Origin of the sequence: Streptomyces sp. HUAS 15-9, from assembly GCF_025642155.1 — a bacterium.
Taxonomy (GTDB): domain Bacteria; phylum Actinomycetota; class Actinomycetes; order Streptomycetales; family Streptomycetaceae; genus Streptomyces.
On record NZ_CP106798.1, the window covers coordinates 4,064,972 to 4,085,881 of the forward strand.

Consider the following 20,910-nt stretch of genomic DNA (forward strand, 5'->3'; position numbering starts at 1 on the left):
GCGAGCGAGTTGGGTACCCGGCCTCCGAGTGAGGCCGGGGCGGGCCAGGGGCCCGCCGCTTCTTCCTCCGCGCACACGCACACCATCCGCAGAGGAAGAAGAAAGAAGAAAGAGTGCCCAACGACTTCAACCAGCAGATAATCGACGAGTTCCGCGCCCACCACGGCCGTGTCGGCGGCCATTTCGAGGGCGCCCGCCTGCTCCTGCTGACCACCACCGGCTCCCGTACCGGCACCCCGCACACCACCCCCGTCGGCTACCTCCCCGACGGCGACCGGGTCCTGGTCATCGCCTCGGCGGGCGGCTCCCCCAGGCACCCGGACTGGTTCCACAACCTCCGCGTGCATCCCCGGGTGACCGTCGAGAGCGGCGTGTTCACCTACGAGGCACGGGCCGTCGTGCTCGACGGCGAGGAGCGCGACCGTGCTTTCGCGCGAGCGGTCGAGGCCGACCCGGGCTGGGCCGCGTACCAGGAGAAGACGGACCGGGTGATTCCCGTCGTAGCGCTGTACGAGATCGCCAAGGGCGGTCCGCCGCACATCGCCGCCGGGTCACCGGGCGAGGCCATCCGGCTCGTGCACGACGCCTTCCGGCGCGAACTCGCCCTGATCCGGGATGAAATGGCGGATGGCAACGGGTCCGCGCTCGGCGCGCAGCTCCGCGTCAACTGCCTGACCTTCTGCCAGGGCCTGCACAACCACCACACCGGCGAGGACACCGTCCTGTTCCCGCACCTCGCCGGCCTCCACCCGCAGCTCGCCCCGGTCCTGGAACGTCTGCGCACGGAGCACGAGCACATCGCCGACCTCGTCGAGCGGCTGCGCGGTGCGGTGTCCGGCGCGAGTACCGATCCGGCGGCCGCCCGCGCCGAGGTGGAGCGGCTGACGGACGAGCTGGAGGCCCATCTCGCTTACGAGGAGGAGCAGTTGGTCCCGCTGCTCGACGCCGTCTGAGCCTCACGGGCGGCCGCCGACCTAGAAGGGCAGTGGCCGTCCGTGCACCACGTCCAGGCGTGACACCGCCCGGGTCAGTACTACGTACAGACGGTGCAGCCCCCGTTCCTCGGCCTCCGCGACGGCGGCCGGTTCGACGGCCACGACATGGTCGTACTCCAGGCCCTTGGCCAGGGACGCGGGCACCACCGCGACCCGGGCGCCCAGCTCGTCCGGGTCCGCGGCCCCGATCCCGGCGGCCGTGAGCGCCTCCCGCACCCGGGCCGCCTCCGCGTCCGCCGCGACGACCCCGACGGAGCCCTCCCCGGTGAGCGCGTCCCGTACGGCGGCCACGGTCTCGCCCAGGACGTCGTCGGTGTGCCGGATGCGCAGTTCCCCGTCCCGCCGCATCGAGCGGGCCGCCGGTACGTCGACGTCCAGCCGCCCGAAGAACAGCGGCCCTTCGGGCAGTTCGGTGAGCGCCTTGGCCCGGCTGCGCAGCTGGTACCCGAGGACTTCGGCGTCGGCACCGGAGGCGGAGACGTCCTCGCCGGTGACGACCCGTTCGGCCGCGCCGTCGACCATGGCGGCGAGGGCGGTGCGGCAGGCGTCGTGGTAGTCGCGTTCGTCGCGGAGGGAGTCGCGAAGGGGGTCATGCCGGGAGTCGTGCCGGGAGTCGTCGAGGGCGGGGCGGGGTGACGTCATACGCCCCACCGTACGCGAAATTATGTAACTGAGTTACGTTCTTTACCGTGTCTCGATATTGATCAGAGCCTCGAGCCGCCCGAACGCCCGCTCGGCCGCCGCCACCGCGTCCTCCCGGATCCGCTCCACCCCCTCCCCGGCCGCCACCCGCCGCCAGTTCTCCTGCGCGAGGATCCGCTGCACGGCGATGATCTGCGCGGCGGCGAGCCGTGCGTCCAGCCCCCCGCCGAGCGCCCCGGCCAGCGCGTCCTCCGACCGCTCCAGGTACCCGTACAGCCGCGCGACCAGCGCCGGAGTGCCGTACAGAAGGGAGTGGAAGGCGAGCACGCCGGGGTCGTCGTTGAGCCCGGTGATCGGATCGCACCGGTCCAGCCCGTCGAGAAAGTGCCGCCGCAGCGCGTCGACCGGCCGCGCCTGCCCGGTCACCACCCGTGCCGCCTCTCCCTCGTGATCGGCGATCTGCTGCAGAACGAGGTCCTCCTTGGCCGGGAAGTACCGGAAGAGGGTCGGCTTGGAGATCCCGGCCGCGGCGGCGACCTCCGCGACCGACACCGCGTCGAACCCCTTCTCCATGAAGAGCCGTACGGCGACCGCGGACACCTCCTGGTACATCCGCATCTTCTTGCGCTCACGCAGGCCCATCTCCTCACCCATGCGCCGAGCCTACGCACTGCCGCACCCAGGGTCGGACCGTCGAGCCGGAGCGGTCAGCGTCGGTCCCGGTGGTGCCGGACGAGCGCGGCCGTGATCTCCGAGCGGCTCGGCACCTCCTCCAGCCCGAGCGGCTCGGCCGCGGCGATCAGGACCCGCTGGAGCTTGCCCGCGGCTCCGTGCAGTGCGAACCAGTTGGGCTCACCCCGTCCGGACAGCGAGAGCGACACCCGGACGACGTCCGTGAAGACGGACTGCGCCCGCTTGAAGCCGAGGATCCGCCGCAGGTCCGGTTCCCATCCGTAGGAACTGCCCGGCCGGACACGCTCCACGGCCCGGCACCACTCATGTGTCATACGGAGTTCCTGGTCCGCCGGGTAGCGCATGAGGTGCAGATGGGTCGCCAGGTCGTAGAGGGGGTCGCCCAGCATGGCCAGTTCCCAGTCGATGGTCCACAGCAGGCCCTGCGGGTCGACGATGAAGTTCTCGCGGTGCAGATCCGCGTGCAGCAGGCAGAAGGGTCGTTCCTTCAGTCCCGCGACATGCTTCCTGAGGCGAGTGAACGCATCCTCGCCGACACCGAGGGCATGGAACAGCGGTCCGAACTCCGCGGCGTTCCTCGCGTAGACGTGCTCCTCGACGAAGACGACGAGACGCTCCAGGAATCCGTCACTGTCCCTGTCCTCGGCACGGTCCTCGGGAGCGCAGCGGCGCTCGACGGAGACGAGATCGGCCGGCGTGATCCGCGTCATCTCCCGGAACAGGTCGACGATTTGACCGAAGAACGCTTCGGGCACCCGCCGGGACAGCCGGCGCGATGCGCCGAGGGTCCGGCCCTCGATGAACCGCTGCAGCCCCACGCCCTCCATGTCGACGATCTCGGGCACGCGCGCGATGCGGCCTGCCAGGGCGCGCAGCAGTTCCTCCTCCGACACGAAGCAGCGCCGGTCGAACCAGAGGATGTGCGCGCGCGGCTCCCGGCACTTGACGATCCGCGTCCCGTCCGGCAGCGGAAAGACGTACGTCTCGTGGTGGTAGCCCTCCAGCGGGCCGATCACCACGGTCGCGTCGCCACTCAACTCGTCGGCCCGCAGCCGAACGTCGGAGACCGTTCTCGGAGTCATTCTCTGGGTTCAGGCCATTTCCGGTGGAACCAGTGGGGTAAGGGTGGAGGCACGTTACTCCACGGGACTCAAGGAGTGGCGGAGAACCGCTCATTCGACGGGAAGGACCGAGCCCGCGGGCGAACTTCGGAACTCGCGTCATGGCGCAGCGTGAGGCTGTCGCCGGAGCGCGTCCAGTACGGGCTGGAGCGATCCGACGACGTGCTCCGCTCCGGCATCCACCAGGAGCTTCGCCTTGCGCTCGTTGCGCGCGTAGCCCAGGAACGAAACCCCGGCCTCCTGGGCGGCGGTGAGGTCCGAGGGGGAGTCGCCGATCATCAGGGCCGCGGCGGGATCGGCGCCCGTGGCCCTCAGCGCACGGTTGAGGGAGTGCGGGTGCGGCTTGAGACGGTGCAGCTCCGCGGTCCGGCCGTAGATGTGCGGGGCGAAGCAGCCGAGCAGGCCACGGCTGGCGAGGTAGGTGCGGACGGTGCGCGGGGAGTTGTTGGTCGTCACGGCCAGCCGGGTGCCCACGGCCGACCAGGTGCGGATCAGCGGGTCCGCGTAGGGGGTGGGCATCGCGGACGGAACGGCGCGCAGTTCCTCCTGGGTGAGACGTTCCTCCAGCTCGATCACCAGGTCGCTGCGCGGATGCAGCCGGTCCACGGCGCGCAGGACCACATGGGGGTCCGGGGCCGCGCGTTCGTCGTCCGTGAGCAGCCGTCGCATGCCGCGTCCTTCGAGCCACTCCACCAGTTCGCGGGCCACGCGGTTGGCCGAGTGACCGGCGAACAGCCGGCAGATCGGCCCGTCGAAGTCCCACAGGACCACCCGTGCGCGCGCCACGAGTTCCCGGAGCCCCGCCGTCTCGATCTCCGCCTCGGTCTCCGTTCCCGCCACCATCGGTGCAGTCTGCCGCGTATCAGAAGTCACTAGGAGAGTGTCAGGTCCGTCGAGATGGTTTCCCAGAGGGCGTCGAACCACTTCTGGGATTGCTCCACGAACGCCTCGTCCCTCGGGCCCCTGCGGTTCTCGAAGGAGAAGAGGAGGGACTTGGAGCCCAGCACGTCGTACATGTCGAGGGTCACGCCGTCCGTCGACTCCTCGCGGCGGGTGACCATGTAGTACGCGAAGAGCGCCTCCGCGCCGTTGAGCAGGTACAGCTTCACCGGCGGGGTGAACGGCAGGGCGCGGAACGTGACGTGCACGTCGATGTCGTGGGTGGAGCGCAGGGCCTGGAGGTTGTACTGGAGGACCTGACCCTGGGCGTTGCGCATCGCCAGCCAGCGCTGGTGGACGGGGTCGTCGTCGCCGCGGCCCTCGACGGGCACCGGGAAGGCCAGATCGATGTCCCGGGACGGGAGCAGGATGCGGACGTCGATCGTCTCCGGGTGGATGCGGCCCTCGTGGATCTGACGCAGGGGTTCACCGAGCGCCGGGATCAGGCTCTCGGCCGTGAGGCAGACCGCGTCGACCCGGACCCGCGGTGCCGAGAAGGCCTCCGCCAGGCGGGGTCCGAGGCCGACCATCGTGGGCTGGGGCTCGTCCAGGGCGGGGGCCGGCTCCGCGATCCGCGGCGGGCTGCCCTTGCTGACGTTGCTGAGGAGGCCGTCCGCCTGGAGCGACCGCAGGGCCTGGCGTACGGCGCCGCGCTCCACGCCGAACTCCTCGGCGAGCTCGGCCTGCGTGGGCAGGCGGTCCCCCGCCTTGAGTTCACCGACGCGGATGCGCTCCCGCAGGGTGTCGGCGATCTCCTCGGGAGTGAGCCTTCTGCTGCCGTTCACTGCCACGTTCTCCTGAGTCACGACCAAACGTTACAACTCTGATCCATCTAAGGGGAGTTGTCCGAAAGTTGTTTATGACTGGCCACCAAGTGGGGACAACTTAATCAGAGTTGGTTGCCAACTTGGTTGAGTTGGCGGAAGTTTTGCTTCCCTTGTCTCCGCACACCGGCAGCCCGAAGGGGGAATCATCGTGCCTGCCCTCGCTCTCATCTCCGCCGTCTTCGTCATCGGCTTCGAGCAACTCGTCCAGTGGAAGTACGGTGCCACCGGCATTGTCGGCCTGTTGCTGTTCAGTATCGGCATCAAGGCCAAGAGCCCCGCCGTCAGCTCCGCCGGTGCCGTGCTCCTCGCGATCCTGCTCGCGGGGCCGGCCCTATGACGTCAGGACGAGTTCCGTGCTGATCGTCTCCCACAGCGCGTTGAACCACAGGTGGGACTGCTCCACGAACGTCGCGTCCCGCGGGCCGGCACCCTGCTCGAAGGCGAACAGCATCGACCGGGTGCCCTCCGCGTCGTACATCTCCAGGTGCTCGTGCTCGATCTCCCGCTCACGCCGGGTCAGCGTGTAGTACGCGAAGAGGGCCTCCGTGCCGTTGAGCAGATACAGCTTCACCGGCGGCGTGAACGGCAGGGCGCGGAAGGAGACGCGCACGTCCATGCCGTGCGTGGCGCGCAGCGCCAGCAGGTTGTGCTCGAGCACCTGGCCCTGGGCGTTGCGCTGGGCCAGCCAGCGCCGGTGCAGCAGGCCGGCGGCCGAGGCGTCGTCCACCGGCGCCGGGAAGGCGAGATCGATGTCGCGGCTCGGCAGCAGGACCCGGACGTCGACCTTGGCCGGTTTCAGTCGCCCGGCGTGGATCTGGCGCAGCGGTTCGCCGATCGCCAGCGTGAGCGAGACGGAGGTCAGGCACAGGGCGTCGATCTCGACGTGCTGGGCCGCGAAGGCGGCGGCCGTCCGCGGGGCCAGGGCCACCATGGTGGGCAGCGGAGGCGCCCCGGGGCCGGCCGTGAGCAGGGGCGGGACCGGATTCGGGGCCACCGTGGCCGGGCTGCCCCTCGTCATGTCGGTGAGCAGGTGCTCCGACTGCAGGATGCGCAGCGCCAGGCGTACGGCCCCGCGCTCCACGCCGAACTCGTCGGCCAGCTTGGCCTGAGTGGGCATGCGCTGACCCGGCCGCAGCACGCCGGATCTGATCCGGGTGCGCAACTCGTCGGCCACGTCGCGGTGTGACTTCTGTGGCCGCTGTGACCTCTCCCGCCCATTGACGGAGGCGTGTTCCGGGTCCACGCACAAACCCTACAACTTCCCGCCATCTTTCGGCAGTTCACGCGAAGGTGGTTATGAGTCGCGCCCAAGCGGAGATAAGTACAGTTGAGTTGGTCACCAACTTAAGCAACATGGTCAAGCTTCCCGGTGGTTGGCCGATCGGGCTCCCTTCCGGAGGGGAGCCGGGAGCCCGGAAGACCGAACCGGCCGGTGACGAACCACAGCGGTACCACGGGCACAGCCACAACTGAACGCACAGCCACAACTCAACACCGACAACTTCACATCGACCGCACAGCCACAACTCAACAGCTCGCTACGGATGAGACGAGTTCAGCACCGCCATCGGGAGGAAGGGGGCGTCAGAAGAGGTCCGGGCACCACGGTCGCCCGGACGTGTGCAGCAGGGCGTCGGCCAGCCGGGCGGCGCCCTCTCGTACTTCCCGGACCCGGCCCAATGCCACCAGCCGAGCCGCCGACTCGTCGCCGAGCCACAGCGTGGCCAGGTCGGCGACGTCCAACACCAGTTCGGCCTCCTCGGTGCTCGGCGCGCAGGATCCGCCCGAGGGCGATACCGCGAGCCGGTAGCGGCCGCCGGCCAGCCCCTGCCGGTCCACGACCTCCAGCACCAGCGTGCCCGTCGCCTCGTACGTCCGCGCTTCCAGGGCCCGTACGACGTCCAGGATCCGCACCCACAGCCAGTCGCCCTGCGTGCTGACCTCGGCCGCGCGCGGGTCGGGCAGGAAGAGGGGGAGCAGATCGTCGGGGGCCCGCCAGCCGGTCTTGACCCGGGTGATCCAGTCGATCGAGCAGAGGTAGTGCCACAGGGCGCGCCCGGCCGCCGGGGTCGCCGCGAGCAGCCAGTTCACCTCGGCCGTGTTCTTCGGCAGCTTGCCGACCCAGTTGTCGTCCGACTTGTACGACACCAGGCCCTCGACCTCACCGGACGGGGAGCGGTAGGCGGCGTAGAAGGGCTCGGTCCACTCGCCCGTGGGGCGCACGGTGCCTGTCTGCACCCGCCACCACAGCTCGGTGCGGCTGACGGCACCGGGCTGGGTGCGGCGTATGCGCTCGTGGAGTTCCGGGCCGGTCTTGCGCACCTCCTCGCCGTCGACGAGGTCGATACGGCCGCCGTCCTGCGGTCCCGACCAGCGGGGGTCCAGACCGGTGCGTGACACGTCCACGGTCCACTCGGTCATCGAGGTGGCCGGGCCGAAGCCGTAGCGGCCGTAGATCGGGTACTCGGCGGCGATGAGGGTGGCGACCACGTCCCCGCGGTCCTTCGCGGCGGCGAGGTCCCGGTTCATCATGCGGGTGAGCAGGCCCCGGCGGCGGTGGGTGGGGCTGACGGTGACGTTGGAGATCGCGTCGGCGGGGACGGCCGCGCCGCCCACGGCCGTGAGTTCCTGGGCGAAGGAACGGAAGGTCGCGACACACCGGTCGCCGTCGAAGGCACCGAGCAGCCGACCGGGGACGAACAGGTGCCGGCGGGCCTCCAGTTGCTCCTGCGTCACGGTCGGCTCCCGCAGGAATCCGGTGTTCAGCGCGCGGTGCCAGTCGGCGAAATCGGCTTCGGTGACGGGACGGACGTCGATGTCTGCGGCGGGGCGGCTCATGGGGTCACGGTAGGTCTACGGCGGCCGGGGTGTCGCGGGGATTTCGACCGCCCGCCCACCGGTCCGCACCACCCCACGCCCCCTCACGTCAGCAGGTCGTCCACCTGCGCCTCCCCGTCCCGGTACCGCCGTGCGATCTCCGCGCTGCAGTCGTCGGTCGTGCGCTGGAGGTGCTGGCGGCGGCGGGAGACCTGCTGCTCGTAGCGGACGAGGCGGCCCATCGCGGCGTTCAGTTCCAGGTCGGTGCGGGCCTGCAGATCGGAGAGCTCGACCTCGGCGAGCATCTCGGCGGCCAGCTGCCGGTACTCCTCGTTGTGCGGCGTGCCCAGGGTCACATGGCGGGCCGAGGAGCGGTGGCGGGCCGGGGCGTCGGTGAGGATCTCCGGGAGCCGGGCCACCACGGAGGCGTCGTCGGGGGCCACCAGCGAGGCCGCTCCGCGGCGGGACAGTTCCGCGCGCAGGATGTCGATGCGCCCCTGCAACAGCCGCCGTACATAACTGAGATCCGCCTCGTCGCGCTGGGCGTCCCGGCGCAGGGTGCGCAGTTCCGGCAGGCTCAGCAGGGTCAGGGCGTGCGACTGGGGGTATCCCGCGCTCGACGGACTCGGGGAGGACTCCGCGGGCAGCGGTGTGCTGTCGCTGCGCTGCGCGGGCGGCCGGTGCGTGTCCGGGTCGCCCGCGTGGGCGGCCGCGACCGCCCCGGGCGGCTGCCCGGTGCTCGGTGTGCTCATGTGCCTCAACCGTCCCCTCGACCGGCGTACGGAAGCATCGTGCCACCCCGAGTGGCCGCTATGTGACCGAGTGCCCCCGAACGGCCCCAGATGTGGGGTTAAGGATCAGAAATCGACCCCCGCGAACGCGGACGCGGCACCCGGCATGATGGTCGGCATGCGTGCAGTGGTGCAGAGGGTGGACGGCGCGAGCGTCGTCGTGGACGGCGAGACGGTCGGGGCGATCGAGGGCGAGGGGCTGTGCGCCCTGGTCGGGGTGACCCACGAGGACACCAAGGAGAAGGCGGCCCAGCTCGCCCGAAAGCTGTGGTCGATCCGCATGCTGCACGACGAGAAGTCGTGCAGCGACATCGCCGCGCCGTTGCTCGTGATCAGCCAGTTCACCCTGTACGGAGACGCTCGCAAGGGCCGCCGCCCCACCTGGAACGCGGCCGCCCCCGGCGAGGTCGCCGAACCGCTCGTCGACGAGGTGGTCGCACAGCTGCGCTCGCTGGGCGCGACGGTGGCGACGGGCCGGTTCGGCGCGCTGATGCGGGTCTCCCTGACGAACGACGGCCCGTTCACGGTCCTGATCGAGGTCTAGCCCGGTCCGCAACACCTGGCTACGGCTCGACGACCGTCTCCTGGGCGGCCGCCGTGTCCCCCGCCATCAGCGGGGCGTCCACCGGTACGTTCCGCTTGACCAGGGCCAGGGCGATCGGGCCCAGCTCGTGGTGGCGTACGGACGTGGTGATGAAGCCGATCTTGCGGCCGTCGGGGCCCTCGTCCGCGCGCCGGACCTCGGTGCCGTGCACCGGCAGATGGACGTCGCTGCCGTCCAGGTGGAGGAAGACCAGCCGGCGCGGGGGCTTGCCCAGGTTCTGGACGCGGGCGACCGTCTCCTGCCCGCGGTAGCAGCCCTTCTGCAGATGGACCGCGATGCCGATCCAGCCCAGCTCGTGCGGGATCGTACGGTGGTCGGTCTCGAAGCCGACCCGCGGGCGGTGGTGCTCCACGCGCAGCGCCTCGTAGGCGAGGATCCCGGCCGCGGGGCCCGCCTTCTCGGCGTACGACTCCAGGTCCGCGCGGGGCAGGAAGAGATCACGGCCGTACGCCGTCTCGCGTACGACGACGCCCTCGGGGACCTCGGCGATGGAACCGGCCGGCAGGTGGACGAGCGCGAAGTCGTCGGTCCGGTCGGCCACTTCGACCCGGTAGAAGAACTTCATCGACTCCAGGTATGCGATCAGCTCGTCCTGGGTGCCGGGCTCCACATGGGCCCAGACCGTCGTGCCGTCGTCCACCAGGTACAGCGCGTGCTCGATGTGGCCGTGCGCGGACAGGATCAGCGCCTCGGTCGCCTCGCCCACGGGCAGCTCGCTGACGTGCTGGGTGAGCAGGAGGTGCAGCCAGCTCAGCCGGTCCTCGCCGGTGACGGTGACGACACCGCGGTGGGAGAGGTCGACGAAGCCGGTGCCGTCGGCGAGGGCACGCTGCTCACGGAACAGGTCTCCGTAGTGGGCGGCGACGCCTTCGTCCACGCCCTCGGCGGGGACGGCGCCGGGCAGGGACAGCAGGGGGCTCTTCATATCCGTAAGCCTACGACTTGGTAATTGAACGCTTGAGGGTGCAGTCCTTGCAGCGACCGAAGATCGCGAAGTGCTTCATGTCCGTGTCGAAGCCGAAGGTCTCACGGAGCTTGGCCGTGAAGTCGGCCGCCACGTCGACATCCGCCTCGATGACGTTCTGGCAGTCCCGGCAGACCAGGTGGATGTGGTGGTGGCGGTCCGCGAGGTGATAGGTCGGGGCGCCGTGGCCGAGGTGGGCGTGCGAGACGAGACCGAGCTCCTCCAGCAGCTCCAGCGTGCGGTACACCGTGGAAATGTTGACCCCCGACGCCGTCTTCCTCACTTCCACGAGGATGTCGTCGGGGGTCGCGTGTTCAAGGGTGTCCACGGCTTCGAGCACGAGTTGCCGCTGCGGCGTCAGCCGGTAGCCGCGCTGCCTGAGGTCGCTCTTCCAGTCGGTGCTCACCACACCAGAGAGTCTAGGACTACTTGAAGAAAGCGATCCCGTCGTCCGGCATGTCGTCGGGCAGGGCCTTGGCCCAGCGCTCGACGTCCTCCGGGGTGACGACCTTCTTCAGATGGGCCGACATGTAGGGGCGCAGCTCGACCTCGGGGGTCTGCTTCTCGCCGACCCACATGAGGTCGCTCTTGACGTAGCCGTACAAGCGCTTGCCGCCGCTGTACGGCTGCGCGGCGGCCGTGCGCGCCACCGCGTCCGTGACCAGGTCGATCTGCGGCTTCTTGGCGGCCATCTCGCCGTACCAGATCTCGATGACGCCGTCGTCGCGGGTCATCGTGACCTCTACCTTGCGGCCGGCGTCGATCCGCCAGAAGCCGTGCTCCGACTCCAGCGGGCGGACCTTGTTCCCGTCGTTGTCCAGCACCCAGGTGTGGGAGTGGTACTCCAGGAAGTCCCGCCCGTCGTGGGTGAAGGTGACCTCCTGCCCGAAGTTGCACTTCTGCGAGCCCGGGAAGTCGTGCACACCCGCGCCGGCCCAGTTGCCCAGCAGGAAGGCGAGCGGGACCAGGTCCTTGTGGAGGTCGGACGGAATCTCGATCATGAGCGGCGGTTCCTAGCCAGTTCCTTGACGGTGGTCAGTGCTGGCCCTGGTACAGCTTCTTCACGGTCAGCCCGGCGAAGGCGAGGACTGCGACGCAGACCAGGGCCAACAGGATGTCGAAGAAGATCTCCACGGGGTGCTCCTTGAGCGAGGGTGGGCATGCACAGGGCCGGGCCCCAGCTTACGCGGCCGGGGCCCGGCCCTGCCGTACGGGTGCTCCGGGACAGCGGTCAGCCGAGCAGCTGACTCTGCAGGGTCACGGTCTGCTGGAAGGGGACGGCGGGGGCGGTGCCCTTACGGGACTGGACGATCACGCCGATGGTGTCACCGGCCGAGAGGTACGCCTGCCGGACCTGCTCGGCGCCGTACGGCCTGCTCTCCGTGTACGGGGAGTTCGCGACGTCGTCGACGTCCGCGAGATGGGGGAAGTCCTCGTCCCGCTCGGACGTGGCGGCACCGCGCACCGGGAAGACCGGGGAGTTGTACTCCGTCAGCTCCGTGCCGGCCACCTCGTCCGCGACCGCCGCGGTGTTGAACTGCAGCAGGTAGATCCGGGTGCGGGTGCCGTCCGGCATGGTCCAGCCGCGGGCGGCGATGTGCCGCAGGCCGTAGTCGGTCAGCAGCTGCGCGATCGTGTCCCGGTCCGTCTCCTCGGAGTACTGCGCCAGGAACGTCTTCGTCGCCAGCCAGCCGTCCGTCCCGCGCAGCGCGGCGTCGGCCTTGGCGCCCCCGGGCGCGGGCAGGAGCAGTCTGCGCAGGTCCGCGTAGTGGGCGCCGGCCTTGTTGACATCGGCGAACGGTGCGGGGCTGCCGGCCGGCAGCGGTGCCCTGACGATCGCCGGGTAGTCCCAGCGTCCGTCCGACTCGGTCCGAAGGCCCGGTACGTCGGTGCGCTCCATGCGGGTGATGCCGTACGCCGTGCCCGCCCCGGCCACCGCGAAGACGGCGACGGCCGCGGTCCAGCGCAGGACCCCGCGCAGGACGCGGCGGTCCTTCTTCGGCGCGGGTGCCTCCGGCGGGGGCGGGGGGAGAAGGGGCGGCAGGTCCCCGGGGGCGGCCGGCACGCCGGGGTCGGCCGACGCTCCGGGTTCCGCCGGCACCCCGGGTTCCGCCGGCACCACGGGTTCCATCGGCACCACGGGTTCCATCGGCACCACGGGTTCCATCGGCACTCCAGCGTCCGCCGCGGGCGGCAGGGTCGCGATCGGCTCCGTCTGCACGGCGTCCGCGGTCCCCATGGGCTCCGCGGCCTGCACGGGCTCCGCGGCCTGCACGGGCTCCGCGGCCTGCACGGGCTCCGCGGTCCGCACGGGCTCCGCGGTCCGCACGGGCTCCGCGGTCCGCACGGGCTCCGCGGCCTGCACGGGCTCCGCGGCCTGCACGGGCTCCGCGGCCTGCACGGGCTCCGCGGTCCGCGCGGGCTCCGCGGTCCGCGCGGGCTCCGCGGTCTGTACAGGGTGTCCGGTCGGCTCGACCGGTTCCGTCTGCTCCATCGGCTCCGTCTGCTCGGTCATACCGCCTCCCCCGGCTCCGCGATGCGGTCGAGCTGTTCGCGCAGCAGCCCGACGATCTCCTTGGTGTGCAGTGGCTCGGCCCCGTACGCGGTGGCGGTGACCAGGACGTCTCCCCGGTAGGCGGAGCAGAGCATCACGTCAAGCTTCTTCTTCGCCTCCGCGGGCGGCAGGAAGCACTTGGCGTTCTTGTGGCCCGGGATCTCCGGCCCCTTGCGGAAGATCTTGAGGGCTGCCAGGAACCCGTTCTGGAACGTGGACATGTTCCGCACCGCCGCCTTGTCCTGGATCTGGACCAGCTCGACGCTCACGGTGAAGGTGCTGTCCTTGTAGAAGTCGGCGTCGCCGGCACCGGAGGCGTCGGTGCTCATGTAGCTGCGCATCGCCATGCCCCTGGTGTGCTGCTTGTCGATCCGCTTCTCCAGCTCTCGCCGCTGGGAGCGGGGCAGACCGCGGAGCGACTCCTTGCGCAGGGCCGCGGCCTCTCGTCCGCTGAGCGCGGCGTCGGAGCCGAACTCGGCGATGTCCGGGCCCCGGCGCCAGCCGTCGGTGCCGAACGGCAGGAGCATGGCGGCGAGCGAAGAGGCACCCTTCGCGCCCTTGTCCCCGGCCCCCTCTTTCGCCTTCGCGGGCTTCGGGAACTTCCATGTGGGCGCGCCCGGATCACGGTCGGCGTTCTGGACGGTGACAACCGTGTAGCCCGCGCCGCCGACAACGGCGACGGCGAGCAGGGCAAAGGCGACGACGGCGGCGATACGGCCGCGTCGTACGGGCTTCTTCGCGGGGGCGGCCTCCGGCTCGGGCTGCTCGCTCACGACCGCTTCTTCTTGGTCTCTCGGTTCCTCGCTCACAGCCGCTCCATCTGCCGCTTCGCCAGGTCCATGATCCTGGACTTGGAGATCGGCTTCGTGTCGTAGATCCAGATCTCCATGGCGATGTCACCCCGCCAGGCGTGCGCCTGTGCCTTGTAGAGGGGCATGTAGCCGGGCTTCCGCTCCGGCTCGGTGTCGACGTAGACCATGCCGTCGCCGGTGCCCGGGATGGACCAGCTGTGGGTGCCGTCGACATTCCATCCATTGGCCCGGTCCTGGGCGCCAAGGTCCTCTTCCTGGTGGAACTGCACCAGCCGGATGTCCATGAACTGGTTGCCGTGCTCGGCCCAGGTGGTGCTGACCGCCCGCCGGAACTCGGACGTCGCCAGTGAGACGAACTCCGTGTCGGAGTTCTTGAGCTGCGACGCGTACTCGGCCATGTTCAGCCAGCCGTCCTCGCCGGGCCCGAAGGGGGGCTTCTTCGCTCCCTTCGGCGGCGCGATGAGCAGCTTGCGCAGGTCGCCGTCCGTCTTGACCTTGTGATCCTGGGCGGCGGACAGCGGCTCGGGCCCCTCACCCTTCGCCTGCGCGAGCACCGGCTGCGAGAGCGAGGGCAGGGCGGTGGGCTTCCGGTCGGCCTGGATCAGATAGCCAGTGCAGGCCCCGGCGACGAGGCCGAGCACGCCGGCGGAGGCGAGCAGCAGGGCCGTACGCCCGCGGCGGCGCGGCGCGCTGGGCACTTCGTGCGTTTCGGGTCTATCGGGTACTTCCAAGACGTCCCCCACAGGGCGTGAAGCGCGGATTCCGTATCCGCGCCCCACAGCAGACTCATGGGTGGCGTCCGGGGTTGTACAGGAGTTCGGTTACGACTTGATGTGCTCCACAAATACCGCCCAGGCCGTCCCGGCGAAGACGAGGGGGGTACGGGCGGTGTCTTTGCTGTCCCGGACGGGGACGAGGGGGAGGTTGTGGGCGACCTCGACGCAATTGCCGCCGTCCGAGTTGCTGTAACTGCTCCTGTGCCAGGCGGCGGCGTTCAGGAAGTCGTCGGAGACCTCGACACACTCGCCGCCGTCCGAGTTGCTGTAGCTGCTTCTACGCCATGTCGCCTTGCTCAGGTCGATGGCTCGCACGCCGCTTCCTCCAACATCCGCAGGATGAACTTCCTTGACTCGGCCGGGGAGAGGGCCAGGTCGCGCATCGCATCATAGATGCGATGGAAGTGCTCAACCCTGCCTGATTCCTCGATGAGTTCACCACGTACGTCGTTCTCGGCGTAAGCCACGGTACGGCCATCCAGCAGTCGGAGGAACATCATGGCCGTGCTTCCAAGACCGTGAGGTCCGGCGCTGAACGGCAGCACATGCAGCGTGGTGTTCGGACGCTGCGACATCTGGGCCAGGTGCTCCAGTTGCTCCCGCCACTCCTGCATATCCCGCAGCGGAGTCCGCAGCACCGCCTCGGAGAGGATGCCGCGGAACGGCGGCGCGTCCTCTCCCTCCAGCAGCTTGCGCCGCCCCGTGCGCGCCTCCACCTGCTGATCCAACTCCTTGCCCTTGGCGCCGCCCGCCGCGAGAACTTCGCGTGCGTACCCGGCCGTTTGCAAAAGCCCTGGCGGCCTGCTCACGGCGTAGTGCCAAAAGCCCACCGCCTCGGCCTCCAGCAGCATGTACCGCCGGTACTGCTCCTTGAACTGCGCGGGATCCGCCACCGCCAGTTCCCACAGCGTCAGCAGCCGGTCCGGTGTCCCGTAGAACGTATCCAGGGCCTGTGCGATCTCCGGGCCGCCCACCGTGTCGCCGCTCTCCATCTTGCTGAACTGGGACGGGCCCCACCCCACCTTCTTCGCCAACTCCCGCAGGCTCAGGCCACGTTCGGTCCTCATGAGCCGTAACTCCTCGGCGAAGCGCCTCCTCGGCTCCTGGCTGCGTCCCGTGACCACTCGCCTCGGCGGCATCGAACTCTCCTTCCGGAATGAGGCTGTTGAAGGTGTTGAAGTAACGCGGTGTGCCGTTTCGCTACGGCCCGACATCGGCGTTTCGGCCCTGCTCAGCGGTCATGCTCGTACCGCCTGAACACGCAGCGTAATCCAGCGCTCGCGTGCTGTACGGGCGTTCACGGAAAGGAATGGCGCGATGACGACGGAGCCGACACCGCTCGTACGGGGAGCGCTCGTCTACGATCCGGCCACCCGAAAGGTCGGCGAATACCAGGACCTCATCGGGACGCACGCGATGCTGCGTCCCGTAGGCGGTGGCCGGGAATGGGAGGCCGACCCGGAGTCGCTGCGGGCGGCGACGCCCGACGAACGGATGAGCGCCGGAGTGCGCGCGGCGTACGCACAGACGCGGACCGCCGCGGCCCTGGTGGACCCCGCCGAACTCGACCGTCCGCCACAGCCGGTCGACGACTGTGCCGCGTGCGGCTGGCTCGCCGACCGGCGTGCGGAGGCGCGGGCCGTGTGCGACCGCAGCGCGGAGGCCGACGCGAACGTGCTGCTGCGCCACCACCAGCGGCGGGAGCACCGCGCATGACCGCGGCGGCACGGACCGTCCGCTGCACCTGCGGCGGCGACGGCAACGACCTGTGGCGGTACCCGATGTTTCCCACGTACGCGCTGCCGCCCGCGGCGCCCGCACCCCCGCCCCCGCCCCCGCCCCGCCGCAGTACGACGGCCGAGGCCGTCTGGAGCACCGTGCTCGCCGCGACCGGCGTCGCCTGTCTGCTCGCCTGCCTACTAATCTTCCCGGTATGGCGAAGAAGCTCGTGATCAAGGTGACCGCCGGGGCCGACGCTCCCGAACGCTGCTCCCAGGCCTTCACGGTCGCCTCCGTGGCCGTGGCCAGTGGGGTCGATGTCTCCCTGTGGCTGACCGGTGAGTCCTCGTGGTTCGCGCTGCCGGGGCGGGCGGCCGAGTTCGAACTGCCGCACGCGGCTCCGCTGCCCGATCTGCTCGACGCGATCCTGGCGGGCGGCACCGTCACCCTGTGCACGCAGTGCGCGGCCCGCCGGGAGATCACGGAGAAGGACGTCCTCAAGGGCGTACGGATCGCCGGCGCGCAGGTCTTCGTGCAGGAGGCGCTCGGGGACGAGACGCAGGCGCTCGTCTACTGAGACGGGGTGAGACCACCGAGGCCCCGATGGTCGCTGGTGGTCCCTAGTGGCGCTTCTTTCCGTCCAGCTCGTCCCACCACTCGTCGGACTGCGGGTCGCCCGACGGATCGTCCCACCAGCGGTCCTCGGGCCCTCGGCGGTTGGCGACGATCGCGGCGAGCGGCGGGATGACCATGGCCACCACGCACATGCCCACCGCCGCCGGAATCGACCAGAGGCGCACGACGGCCCACGCCAGGACGAAGAGCCCCACACAGGTCCCCATCATGGCGAAGTAGAGGTGCCGTCGCCGTGCGTACATACGTCAAGGGTAGGTCGGAGACGACCGCCCGGCACGGCCGTCGCGGGCCCGGGCGTGCCAAAGGGCCGCACCCCGGGCGTCCAACCCGGTGGGGTGCGGCCCTCGGCCGTACGGGGTCCTCGTCAGACCGCGATCGCGACCTCCGCCAGGCCACCCTGCTGGGCGACGACCGTGCGGTCTGCGGTGGCGCCGGGCACGAGGGCGCGCACGGTCCAGGTGCCCTCGGCCGCGTAGAAGCGGAACTGTCCGGTGGCGGAGGTCGGGACCTCCGCGGTGAACTCGCCGGTCGAGTCGAGGAGGCGGACGTAGCCCACCACCGGCTCGCCGTCGCGGGTCACCTGCCCCTGGATCGTGGTCTCACCGGGCTTGATCGTCGAGGGGTCCGGGCCGCCGGCCTTCGCTCCACACATGTCTTTCTCCTGAAGAGGTCTTGAGAGGTCGGTCGGGGTCGACTACTTGTTGGCGCCGAGCTCGATCGGCACGCCGACGAGGGAGCCGTACTCGGTCCAGGAGCCGTCGTAGTTCTTGACGTTCTGGACACCGAGCAGCTCGTGCAGGACGAACCAGGTCAGCGCGGAGCGCTCACCGATGCGGCAGTAGGCGATGGTGTCCTTGGCCAGGTCGACGTTCTCCTGGGCGTAGAGCTCCTTGAGGTCGTCGTCCGACTTGAAGGTGCCGTCGTCGTTGGCGTTCTTCGACCACGGGATGTTGCGGGCGGTCGGGACGTGACCCGGACGCTGCGACTGCTCCTGCGGCAGGTGCGCCGGGGCGAGCAGCTTGCCGGAGAACTCGTCGGGCGAGCGGACGTCGACCAGGTTCTGCGCGCCGATCGCGGCGACCACGTCGTCGCGGAAGGCGCGGATCGAGGCGTCCTGCGCCTTGGCCTTGTAGTCGGTCGTGGCGCGCTCGGGCACCTCGGAGCCGTCGACCAGCTCGCGGGCGTCCAGCTCCCACTTCTTGCGGCCGCCGTCGAGGAGCTTGACGTTCTCGTGGCCGTACAGCTTGAAGTACCAGTAGGCGTAGGACGCGAACCAGTTGTTGTTGCCGCCGTAGAGGATCACGAGGGTGTTGTTGGCGATGCCCTTCTTCGACAGGAGCTTCTCGAAGCCCTCCTGGTCGATGAAGTCACGACGGACCGGGTCCTGCAGGTCCTTGGTCCAGTCGATGCGGATCGCGTTCTTGATGTGGTTCTTCTCGTAGGCGGACGTGTCCTCGTCCACCTCGACGATGGCGACGCTCGGGTCGTCCAGGTGGTCCTGGACCCAGTCGGCGTCGACGAGGACGTCGCTGCGGCTCATGCTCTTTCTCCTCCGGGGCAGTTGCGGCGGGGCGTGCAAGTGAGAGGGGTGTGCGCACTCGGCGGGGAGTGACGCACGGGTGCCCTGAGCTGGGCGGCTGGGAAATGCGGAGGGCCTGGTGGCCACTCACGCTTCAGAAGGGGCGACAGAGCATGGCGGCAACGCGGCACAGGTCTACTGCCCGCCGCTTCGTGAGATCCGCCTGTCGCTTCATGGGCTCGATCGTAGGGACGGAGAGCCGGGCGTGTCACCGGTGTGTCGTATTTTGAGACGCGATCGTCCACGATGTGGGAACAGATGAGCGCCCGGGCCGTGGTTGCACGGTCTGCAGGCGCCTGTATCGGTCGTCACATCTGCGGTACGGACGCCGCCGTCTCGCCTTTCGGACGGAAGGGGGGTCCGACTCGGGGCCGGGGCGGTGTTCGTCCTACCCGGCCAGCTTGACGTTCGAACCCTTCACCGTGATCTCCACGCCGTCCTTCGCCGCCCGCACCTTGTCCAGCTTGATGCCGCCGGGCAGCTGGTCGATCTTCACCTCGGAGACGTCCAGCGCCTGGTTGCCGAACTTGGGCAGGCCATCGGCATGCACCTTCACCGTGTCGCCCTGGGCCGTGACCGAGCCGAGCACCGGGAGCGGCACGCCCGCGACCACGACCGTGGCCCGGACCTTGCCATTGCCCCCGTAGGAGAGGCTGGTCACCTTGCCGGTGGCGCCCAGGGGCAGGTCGACCGGGTCGTTCTTGACCGCGCTCAGGAGCTGGTCGTAGGCGATCGTCGCGGTGCCGGACGCGTCGGCCGCCGTGGCGGAGCTGTAGTCGCCGGAGAAGTCGACGCCCTTCATATGAGCCTTCAGGTCGTCGATACGGATCTTCTCGGCGCCGTTGCCCGTGGCCGCCTCGTAGTCCTTGATGCCGACCTCGACGTCGTCCAGGGAGCCGCCCGCGACCTGGGTGAGGAAGGGGAAGCCCTTGATGGACACGTCCGGGGTGACGGCGAGGCTCTCCGTCGCCTTCAGCTTGTCCGCGGCCTCGCCCTCGGCGAAGTGCACGGCGACCCGGTCCGCGATCACGAAGAGGCCGCCCAGGATCACGACGACGATCAGGAATATTCGCAGGGCTCGCATTGAGTGGTTTTCCCCCGGGTCGACGGACTTCAACGGACTTGAACGGTCCTCAACGCTAACCCTGCGGGGCTCGGGCGCCACGAAATTGTCGATCACCTGTGACGTGGGATCAGGTCAGGGCCCGGCCCAGTACCCACACGACCGGTGCCGCCGCCGAGAGCGGGAGGGCCACACCCGCGGTGAAGTGGACGAAGCGGGACGGGTAGTCGTAGCTCGCCACACGGTGGCCGACCAGGGCACAGGCCGCCGCGGCCGCTCCCAGCAGCGCGCCCTTCGCACCCATGCCCGTCATCCCGCCCACCGCGATACCCGCGCCCGCCGCCGCGAGGACGGAGACCGCCACGGAGGCCGGAGTGGGCAGCGGGAGCGCTCGGGCCAGGACGGCCACCGCCACCGCGGCCGCGCCCACCGAGGCCGCGTGCGCGTCGGCTCCCAGGAAACCGGTCGCGATGATCGCCAGCGCCGACGAGGCGACCGTCGCCATCAGGCCGTACATCCGCTCGTCCGGCGAGGCGTGCGAGCGGAGCTGGAGGACGAGGGAGAGCAGGACCCACACGCCGAGCGGGCCGAGGATCGCGGCCGGCGCCTGGTCGCGGCCCGCCGCCAGCACAGCCACGTCCGCCGTCAGCGCCCCCGCGAACGCCAGGGCGATGCCCTGCCGCGCCGGCCACATGCCGTTCAGCCGGAACCAGCCCGCCGCCGTGACCGCCTGGAGCAGCACCAGCGGCACGACCAGCGCGTACGGGCCGACGGGCGCCGTGACGGCGAGGAGCACCCCGAGCAGCGCCGTCAGCGCGGCGGGCTGCATACCGGGCTCGATGATCGGGGAGCGGCCCTCCATACGGGCGCGCTGGGCGTCCGTGACGCGGGAGTTGCCGGCGAGGGTGGCGGGACCGTAGGCGGGATCCGCCTCGGTCTGGCCGGTGGTGGGCTCCGGACGAACGGGAGCGGAAGGAGCGGCGGGCGGCTGCTCGTAGCTCTGCGGCGGCAGGTACGACGTCTCCGCGGCCGACAGCGGGGGCTGAACCGGCTGCTGGACCGGCGCGTGCGTCTGCGTCTCCCAGGTCTGGCCCTGCCACTGCTGCGTGTACTGCTGCTGGTCGTACCCCGACTGGTCGTAACCGGCCCGGGCGTAACCCGTCTGACCGTATCCGGCCTGGCCGTGGCCGGTCTGGCCCTGACCCGCCTGGTCGTACCCGTTCTGCTCGGGCCACGCCTGCGGAGCCGCCGCCTGCGGTGCCTGCTGCTGATACGGGTCGTGCCCCCCGTAGCCCTGATACCCCTGGTACCCCTGATATCCCTGCTGCCCGTGCTGCCCGTCGTAGGGCCCGCCCTCGTACGGCTGATCGGTCATCGC

The 20,910-nt window shown here is 70.2% G+C and carries 27 protein-coding genes; 5 read left to right on the forward strand and 22 right to left on the reverse strand.

What is annotated here, in order from left to right; translation table 11 throughout:
- Positions 1-113 precede the first annotated feature (113 nt).
- Positions 114-953 (forward strand): nitroreductase/quinone reductase family protein, encoded by an 840-nt coding sequence (locus N8I87_RS18665; protein ID WP_263210243.1) that lies wholly within the window; start codon positions 114-116, stop codon positions 951-953.
- A 21-nt stretch (positions 954-974) separates the two neighbouring features.
- Here N8I87_RS18665 and N8I87_RS44860 read toward each other — a convergent pair whose 3' ends face one another.
- From N8I87_RS44860 to N8I87_RS18690, 5 genes are all read right to left on the reverse strand, one after another.
- Entirely contained in the window at positions 975-1,637 is a 663-nt protein-coding gene (locus N8I87_RS44860; protein ID WP_491743938.1) for a hypothetical protein, read from the reverse strand.
- A 42-nt stretch (positions 1,638-1,679) separates the two neighbouring features.
- The gene (locus N8I87_RS18675; protein WP_263210245.1) at positions 1,680-2,291 is read right to left on the reverse strand and encodes a TetR/AcrR family transcriptional regulator; all 612 of its coding nucleotides are present in this window, start codon (positions 2,289-2,291) and stop codon (positions 1,680-1,682) included.
- 53 nt (positions 2,292-2,344) lie between these two features.
- Complete coding sequence (locus N8I87_RS18680) at positions 2,345-3,412, reverse strand: aminoglycoside phosphotransferase family protein (RefSeq protein ID WP_263210247.1); 1,068 nt, start codon at positions 3,410-3,412, stop codon at positions 2,345-2,347.
- Between the two features lie 138 nt (positions 3,413-3,550).
- Positions 3,551-4,294 (reverse strand): HAD family hydrolase, encoded by a 744-nt coding sequence (locus N8I87_RS18685; protein ID WP_263210249.1) that lies wholly within the window; start codon positions 4,292-4,294, stop codon positions 3,551-3,553.
- A gap of 29 nt (positions 4,295-4,323) precedes the next feature.
- A complete protein-coding gene (locus N8I87_RS18690) occupies positions 4,324-5,202 on the reverse strand; it encodes a FadR/GntR family transcriptional regulator (protein WP_263210250.1) in 879 nt (292 codons plus the stop codon).
- 163 nt (positions 5,203-5,365) lie between these two features.
- Here N8I87_RS18690 and N8I87_RS18695 point away from each other — a divergent pair, with 163 nt between their 5' ends.
- The gene (locus tag N8I87_RS18695; RefSeq protein ID WP_263210251.1) at positions 5,366-5,554 is read left to right on the forward strand and encodes a hypothetical protein; all 189 of its coding nucleotides are present in this window, start codon (positions 5,366-5,368) and stop codon (positions 5,552-5,554) included.
- Here the strand turns inward: N8I87_RS18695 and N8I87_RS18700 are convergent.
- The 3 genes from N8I87_RS18700 to N8I87_RS18710 all read right to left on the reverse strand — a co-directional run bounded on the left by N8I87_RS18700 (position 5,549) and on the right by N8I87_RS18710 (position 8,786).
- Complete coding sequence (locus N8I87_RS18700) at positions 5,549-6,466, reverse strand: winged helix-turn-helix domain-containing protein (RefSeq protein ID WP_263210253.1); 918 nt, start codon at positions 6,464-6,466, stop codon at positions 5,549-5,551. The genes N8I87_RS18695 and N8I87_RS18700 overlap by 6 nt on opposite strands.
- Positions 6,467-6,801: 335 nt before the next feature.
- A complete protein-coding gene (locus N8I87_RS18705) occupies positions 6,802-8,055 on the reverse strand; it encodes a GNAT family N-acetyltransferase (protein ID WP_263210255.1) in 1,254 nt (417 codons plus the stop codon).
- Between the two features lie 83 nt (positions 8,056-8,138).
- Positions 8,139-8,786: an RsiG family protein gene (locus N8I87_RS18710; protein WP_263210256.1), complete on the reverse strand. Its 648-nt coding sequence runs from the start codon at positions 8,784-8,786 to the stop codon at positions 8,139-8,141.
- Positions 8,787-8,943: 157 nt separating this feature from the next.
- Between N8I87_RS18710 and dtd the strand changes: the two genes are divergently transcribed.
- On the forward strand, positions 8,944-9,369 hold the full coding sequence (gene dtd, locus N8I87_RS18715; RefSeq protein WP_263210258.1) for a D-aminoacyl-tRNA deacylase: 426 nt from the start codon (positions 8,944-8,946) through the stop codon (positions 9,367-9,369).
- A 19-nt stretch (positions 9,370-9,388) separates the two neighbouring features.
- Here the strand turns inward: dtd and ygfZ are convergent, their stop codons facing one another.
- The 8 genes from ygfZ to N8I87_RS18755 form a co-directional block, all read right to left on the reverse strand.
- Complete coding sequence (ygfZ, locus tag N8I87_RS18720) at positions 9,389-10,354, reverse strand: CAF17-like 4Fe-4S cluster assembly/insertion protein YgfZ (RefSeq protein WP_263210259.1); 966 nt, start codon at positions 10,352-10,354, stop codon at positions 9,389-9,391.
- A gap of 10 nt (positions 10,355-10,364) precedes the next feature.
- Positions 10,365-10,802, reverse strand: a complete 438-nt coding sequence (locus tag N8I87_RS18725) for a Fur family transcriptional regulator (protein WP_263210260.1) — start codon at positions 10,800-10,802, stop codon at positions 10,365-10,367.
- Between the two features lie 16 nt (positions 10,803-10,818).
- Positions 10,819-11,394 (reverse strand): heme-binding beta-barrel domain-containing protein, encoded by a 576-nt coding sequence (locus N8I87_RS18730; RefSeq protein WP_263210261.1) that lies wholly within the window; start codon positions 11,392-11,394, stop codon positions 10,819-10,821.
- Between the two features lie 230 nt (positions 11,395-11,624).
- Positions 11,625-12,908: a hypothetical protein gene (locus tag N8I87_RS18735; RefSeq protein WP_411577250.1), complete on the reverse strand. Its 1,284-nt coding sequence runs from the start codon at positions 12,906-12,908 to the stop codon at positions 11,625-11,627.
- Positions 12,905-13,720 (reverse strand): hypothetical protein, encoded by an 816-nt coding sequence (locus tag N8I87_RS18740; RefSeq protein ID WP_263210262.1) that lies wholly within the window; start codon positions 13,718-13,720, stop codon positions 12,905-12,907. Before N8I87_RS18740 ends, N8I87_RS18735 begins: the two co-directional genes overlap by 4 nt.
- 32 nt (positions 13,721-13,752) lie before the next feature.
- Positions 13,753-14,457: a hypothetical protein gene (locus tag N8I87_RS18745; RefSeq protein ID WP_263210263.1), complete on the reverse strand. Its 705-nt coding sequence runs from the start codon at positions 14,455-14,457 to the stop codon at positions 13,753-13,755.
- 123 nt (positions 14,458-14,580) lie between these two features.
- The gene (locus N8I87_RS18750; protein WP_263210264.1) at positions 14,581-14,850 is read right to left on the reverse strand and encodes a DUF397 domain-containing protein; all 270 of its coding nucleotides are present in this window, start codon (positions 14,848-14,850) and stop codon (positions 14,581-14,583) included.
- The gene (locus N8I87_RS18755; protein WP_263210266.1) at positions 14,832-15,674 is read right to left on the reverse strand and encodes a helix-turn-helix domain-containing protein; all 843 of its coding nucleotides are present in this window, start codon (positions 15,672-15,674) and stop codon (positions 14,832-14,834) included. Before N8I87_RS18755 ends, N8I87_RS18750 begins: the two co-directional genes overlap by 19 nt.
- 178 nt (positions 15,675-15,852) lie before the next feature.
- Between N8I87_RS18755 and N8I87_RS18760 the strand changes: the two genes are divergently transcribed.
- The gene (locus N8I87_RS18760) at positions 15,853-16,251 is read left to right on the forward strand and encodes a hypothetical protein (RefSeq protein WP_263210267.1); all 399 of its coding nucleotides are present in this window, start codon (positions 15,853-15,855) and stop codon (positions 16,249-16,251) included.
- 217 nt (positions 16,252-16,468) lie between these two features.
- Positions 16,469-16,831 carry a DsrE family protein gene (locus tag N8I87_RS18765; RefSeq protein WP_263210268.1) on the forward strand — a complete coding sequence of 121 codons (363 nt, stop codon included), beginning with the start codon at positions 16,469-16,471 and terminating at the stop codon, positions 16,829-16,831.
- 43 nt (positions 16,832-16,874) lie between these two features.
- Here the strand turns inward: N8I87_RS18765 and N8I87_RS18770 are convergent, their stop codons facing one another.
- The 6 genes from N8I87_RS18770 to N8I87_RS18790 form a co-directional block, all read right to left on the reverse strand.
- Positions 16,875-17,132, reverse strand: a complete 258-nt coding sequence (locus N8I87_RS18770) for a DUF3099 domain-containing protein (protein ID WP_263210269.1) — start codon at positions 17,130-17,132, stop codon at positions 16,875-16,877.
- Between the two features lie 122 nt (positions 17,133-17,254).
- Positions 17,255-17,542 carry a DUF1416 domain-containing protein gene (locus tag N8I87_RS18775; RefSeq protein ID WP_150956794.1) on the reverse strand — a complete coding sequence of 96 codons (288 nt, stop codon included), beginning with the start codon at positions 17,540-17,542 and terminating at the stop codon, positions 17,255-17,257.
- Positions 17,543-17,584: 42 nt separating this feature from the next.
- Positions 17,585-18,430: a sulfurtransferase gene (locus tag N8I87_RS18780; RefSeq protein WP_263210270.1), complete on the reverse strand. Its 846-nt coding sequence runs from the start codon at positions 18,428-18,430 to the stop codon at positions 17,585-17,587.
- Between the two features lie 133 nt (positions 18,431-18,563).
- Positions 18,564-18,644: an Ms5788A family Cys-rich leader peptide gene (locus N8I87_RS44380; protein WP_350751515.1), complete on the reverse strand. Its 81-nt coding sequence runs from the start codon at positions 18,642-18,644 to the stop codon at positions 18,564-18,566.
- A 213-nt stretch (positions 18,645-18,857) separates the two neighbouring features.
- Positions 18,858-19,553 carry an LmeA family phospholipid-binding protein gene (locus N8I87_RS18785; RefSeq protein ID WP_263210271.1) on the reverse strand — a complete coding sequence of 232 codons (696 nt, stop codon included), beginning with the start codon at positions 19,551-19,553 and terminating at the stop codon, positions 18,858-18,860.
- Between the two features lie 109 nt (positions 19,554-19,662).
- Complete coding sequence (locus N8I87_RS18790) at positions 19,663-20,907, reverse strand: hypothetical protein (RefSeq protein WP_263210272.1); 1,245 nt, start codon at positions 20,905-20,907, stop codon at positions 19,663-19,665.
- Between the last annotated feature and the right edge of the window lie 3 nt (positions 20,908-20,910).

Coding starts and splice junctions, on each gene's coding strand:
- N8I87_RS44860 (WP_491743938.1), bottom strand. CDS start 1,637: ATGACGTCACCCCGCCCCGCCCTCGACGACTCCCGGCACGACTCCCGG.
- N8I87_RS18675 (WP_263210245.1), bottom strand. CDS start 2,291: ATGGGTGAGGAGATGGGCCTGCGTGAGCGCAAGAAGATGCGGATGTAC.
- N8I87_RS18680 (WP_263210247.1), bottom strand. CDS start 3,412: ATGACTCCGAGAACGGTCTCCGACGTTCGGCTGCGGGCCGACGAGTTG.
- N8I87_RS18685 (WP_263210249.1), bottom strand. CDS start 4,294: ATGGTGGCGGGAACGGAGACCGAGGCGGAGATCGAGACGGCGGGGCTC.
- N8I87_RS18705 (WP_263210255.1), bottom strand. CDS start 8,055: ATGAGCCGCCCCGCCGCAGACATCGACGTCCGTCCCGTCACCGAAGCC.
- N8I87_RS18710 (WP_263210256.1), bottom strand. CDS start 8,786: ATGAGCACACCGAGCACCGGGCAGCCGCCCGGGGCGGTCGCGGCCGCC.
- dtd (WP_263210258.1), top strand. CDS start 8,944: ATGCGTGCAGTGGTGCAGAGGGTGGACGGCGCGAGCGTCGTCGTGGAC.
- ygfZ (WP_263210259.1), bottom strand. CDS start 10,354: ATGAAGAGCCCCCTGCTGTCCCTGCCCGGCGCCGTCCCCGCCGAGGGC.
- N8I87_RS18730 (WP_263210261.1), bottom strand. CDS start 11,394: ATGATCGAGATTCCGTCCGACCTCCACAAGGACCTGGTCCCGCTCGCC.
- N8I87_RS18735 (WP_411577250.1), bottom strand. CDS start 12,908: ATGACCGAGCAGACGGAGCCGATGGAGCAGACGGAACCGGTCGAGCCG.
- N8I87_RS18755 (WP_263210266.1), bottom strand. CDS start 15,674: ATGCCGCCGAGGCGAGTGGTCACGGGACGCAGCCAGGAGCCGAGGAGG.
- N8I87_RS18760 (WP_263210267.1), top strand. CDS start 15,853: ATGACGACGGAGCCGACACCGCTCGTACGGGGAGCGCTCGTCTACGAT.
- N8I87_RS18765 (WP_263210268.1), top strand. CDS start 16,469: ATGGCGAAGAAGCTCGTGATCAAGGTGACCGCCGGGGCCGACGCTCCC.
- N8I87_RS18770 (WP_263210269.1), bottom strand. CDS start 17,132: ATGTACGCACGGCGACGGCACCTCTACTTCGCCATGATGGGGACCTGT.
- N8I87_RS18775 (WP_150956794.1), bottom strand. CDS start 17,542: ATGTGTGGAGCGAAGGCCGGCGGCCCGGACCCCTCGACGATCAAGCCC.
- N8I87_RS18780 (WP_263210270.1), bottom strand. CDS start 18,430: ATGAGCCGCAGCGACGTCCTCGTCGACGCCGACTGGGTCCAGGACCAC.
- N8I87_RS44380 (WP_350751515.1), bottom strand. CDS start 18,644: ATGAAGCGACAGGCGGATCTCACGAAGCGGCGGGCAGTAGACCTGTGC.
- N8I87_RS18785 (WP_263210271.1), bottom strand. CDS start 19,553: ATGCGAGCCCTGCGAATATTCCTGATCGTCGTCGTGATCCTGGGCGGC.
- N8I87_RS18790 (WP_263210272.1), bottom strand. CDS start 20,907: ATGACCGATCAGCCGTACGAGGGCGGGCCCTACGACGGGCAGCACGGG.